The organism is Rhizobacter sp. P3_B12 (assembly GCF_056402895.1).
Genome location: NZ_JBFUGN010000698.1, coordinates 1 through 3304, shown reverse-complemented (window position 1 = coordinate 3304; position 3304 = coordinate 1). Strand labels below are relative to the sequence as shown.

The 3304-nt window shown below is 69.1% G+C and carries 1 protein-coding gene and 1 pseudogene; both read left to right on the top strand.

Annotated features, from left to right (window positions below; translation table 11 throughout):
• Positions 1-428: pseudogene (locus AC1D01_RS26395) on the top strand (hypothetical protein); the annotation flags it as partial.
• Positions 409-3222, top strand: a complete 2814-nt coding sequence (locus AC1D01_RS26390) for a tetratricopeptide repeat protein (RefSeq protein ID WP_477871649.1) — start codon at positions 409-411, stop codon at positions 3220-3222. The pseudogene AC1D01_RS26395 and the gene AC1D01_RS26390, both read left to right, overlap by 20 nt.
• Positions 3223-3304: the final 82 nt, after the last annotated feature.

The window sequence follows — 3304 nt, the reverse complement described above, 5'->3', positions numbered from 1 at the left end:
CGGCGCGCGAGCGCTTCCGCCTCGCGTCCGGCGCGCTGACCTGGCGCCTCGCGCAGGAGTACCCGCAACATCTGTGGGACGCCAGGAAGAGCGCGCGCACCACCACCGAGGCGCTGGCCGACACGCGCCGYGTCGACGCGGCGCTCGCGCAGGCGCAGCAGGACGAGCCGGCGAAGTTCGAGGCCTTCGCCGCGCGCATCRCCGAGCTCGGCAAGGCCATCGAGGCGCTGCTGCCGCGCGTGGCCGCGCTGAGCACCGAGCAGCAGCAGTTCGTGCAGGAGCTGGCCGTGGCCGAGCTCGTGCAGCAGAAGGACCGGCTGGTCGAATACACCACGCAGGCCCGCTTCGCCGTCGCACAGCTGTACGACCGCGCCGCGAGCCAGTCCAACAAGCAACTGGAACCCGCCAATGCGCCGCCCAAGCCATAGTCTGGCGCTGCTGATGCTGCTCGGGCTTGCTGCCTGTGCCGGCAAGAAGACGCTGCCCGGCGATGACCAGCCGACCCTGAAGTCGATGTCGGGCCGCGAGATCACCGTGGCCGAAGACAACGGCGTGAAGGCCGACGAGAACCAGGCCATCGCCGCCTACACCGAGTTCCTGAAGGCCGCGCCGAAGGCCACGCAGCGCGCCGAGGCGATGCGCCGCCTGGGCGACCTGGAGATGGACGGTGCCGACAACCGCCTGGCCGCCGGCCAGCAGACGCCGAACGGCACGCCCGACTACAAGGCCGCGACCGCGCGCTACCAGGAGTTCCTGAAGACCTACCCGCAGGACGAGACCAACGACCGCGTGCTGTACCAGCTGGCGCGCGCGCAGGAGCAGGGCGGCGAGCTCGAGCTCGCGCTGAAGACGCTCGACGACCTGGTCGCGAAGTACCCGAAGACGATCTACCGCGACGAGGCGCAGTTCCGCCGCGGCGAGCTGCTGTTCTCGACGCGCGACTACGTGAAGGCCGAGCAGGCCTACGGCACCGTGCTGCAGGGCGATTCGTCGAACCCGTTCCGCGACCGCGCGCTGTACATGCAGGGCTGGTCGCTGTTCAAGCAGGGCCGGCTCGACGATGCGCTGCACCCGTTCTTCGGCGTGCTCGACCTGAAGCTCGGCGGCCGCAAGGACGAAGGCGAGCTGGAGACGCTGCCCGGCCTGACGCGCGGCGACCGCGAGCTGGTCGAGGACACCTTCCGCGTGTCCAGCCTGAGCCTGGAGAACCTGCAGGGCGCCGAGAGCATCCCCGCCTACATGACGACGCCGGAGCGCCGCGCCTACGAGTGGCGCGTGTACCAGCAGCTGGGCGAGCTGTACCTGCGGCAGGACCGGCCGAAGGACGCCGCCGACACCTTCAGCGCGTTTGCGCGCCGCGACCCGCTGCACGGCCAGTCGCCGCTGATGCAGGCGCGCGTGATCGCGATCTACCAGCAGAACGGCTTCGGCGCGATGGCGCTCGACGCGAAGAAGGAGTACGTGGAGCGCTACGGCGTCGACAGCGAGTTCAGCCGGCAGAACTCCGCCGCCTGGCAGGAGAACGCGCAACCGCTGGTCAAGACGAATCTTGCCGAGCTGGCGCAGCACTACCACTCGCAGGCGCAGAAGAGCAAGTCGACTGCCGACTACCAGGAAGCGGTGAAGTGGTACCGCAGCTACCTCACCTCGTTCCCGAAGGACCCGGAGGCGCCGCAGAACAACTTCCTGCTGGCCGAGCTGCTGTACGAGGACGGGCGCTTCAAGGAAGCCGCGCCGGAGTACGAGAAGACCGCCTACGGCTACCCGCTGCACGCGAAGAGCGCCGACGCCGGCTATGCCGCGCTGCTGAGCTATGCCGCGCAGGAGAAGAAGGCGTCGCCGGCCGAGCTGCCGGCGCTGCAGAAGGAGAGCGTCGAGAGCGCGCTGCGCTTCGCGAACGCGAACCCGAACGACAAGCGCAGCGGCCCGGTGCTGACCAACGCGGCGGAGAAGCTGTTCACGCTGGGCGACCAGGCGCGCGCGGCGACCGTCGCGCGGCAGGTGCTGGCGCTGCAGCCGCCGGCCGAGCCGGCGAACCGGCGCGTGGCCTGGACCGTGATCGCGCACAGCTCGTTCGAGCGCGGCGAGTTCGATCAATCCGAGCAGGCGTACGGCGAGGTGCTGGCGCTCGCGCCGGCGAACGATCCGGCGCGCAAGGACCTGGTCGAGCGCCAGGCGGCATCGATCTACAAGCAGGGCGAGCAGGCGCGCAGCAAGGGCCAGCTGGTCGAGGCGGTGAAGCACTTCACGCGCGTGGCCACGGTGGCACCGCAGTCGAGCGTGGCGGCGCCGGCGCAGTACGACGCGGCGGCCGCGATGATCGGCCTGAAGGACTGGGACGGCGCGAGCCGCACGCTGGAGGACTTCCGCAAGCGCTACCCGAACCATCCGCTGCAGGCCGACGTGGGCAACAAGCTCGCGCTGGCCTACACCGAGCGCGGCCAGTGGGCGCTGGCGGCCGGCGAGTACGAGCGTTTCGCCGCCACCAACAAGGATCCGGCGCTGGCGCGCGATGCGCTGTGGCAATCGGCCGAGATGTACGAGAAGGCCGGATCGCGCGCGAATGCCGGCAAGGCCTACGAGCGCTACCTGAAGCAGGGCGGCATGTCGTTCGAGGCCTCGGTCGAGGCGCGCTATCGGCTGGCGAAGATCGCGAAGGACGACGGCAACGCGGCGCGCGAGTTCACCTGGATGAAGGAGATCTACCAGGTCGACCAGGCTGGGGGCGCGGCGCGCACGAACCGCACCCGTTACCTGGGCGCGACCGCGGCGCTCGCGATGGCGGCGCCGGTGGCCGACAGCTACCGCAAGGTGCAGCTGGTCGAGCCGCTGGCCGCGGCGCTGAAGAACAAGAAGGCGCGGCTGGAGGAATCGCTGAAGGCCTACACGGTGGCGGCCGACTACGGCGTGGCCGACGTGACGACCGCGGCGACCTACCAGATCGCGGCGCTCTACCAGGACTTCGGCAAGGCGCTCGTCAACTCGCAGCGCCCGAAGAAGCTGTCGAAGCTCGAACTGGAGCAGTACAACGTGATGCTGGAAGAGCAGGCCTACCCGTTCGAGGAGAAGGCCACCGAGCTGCATGAGCTGAATGCGCGGCGCACCACCAACGGCATCTACGACCAGTGGGTGAAGAGCAGCTTCAAGGCGCTGTCGGAGATCCGGCCCTTGCGGTATGGCAAGAGCGAGAGAAGCGAAGGGGTCGTCGATGCGATCCGTTGATTTCGTAGCCCGGATGCCAATCCGGGAATCAACCACCTGATCAATGTGTCCCGGATTGGCATCCGGGCTACGAAATCAACGG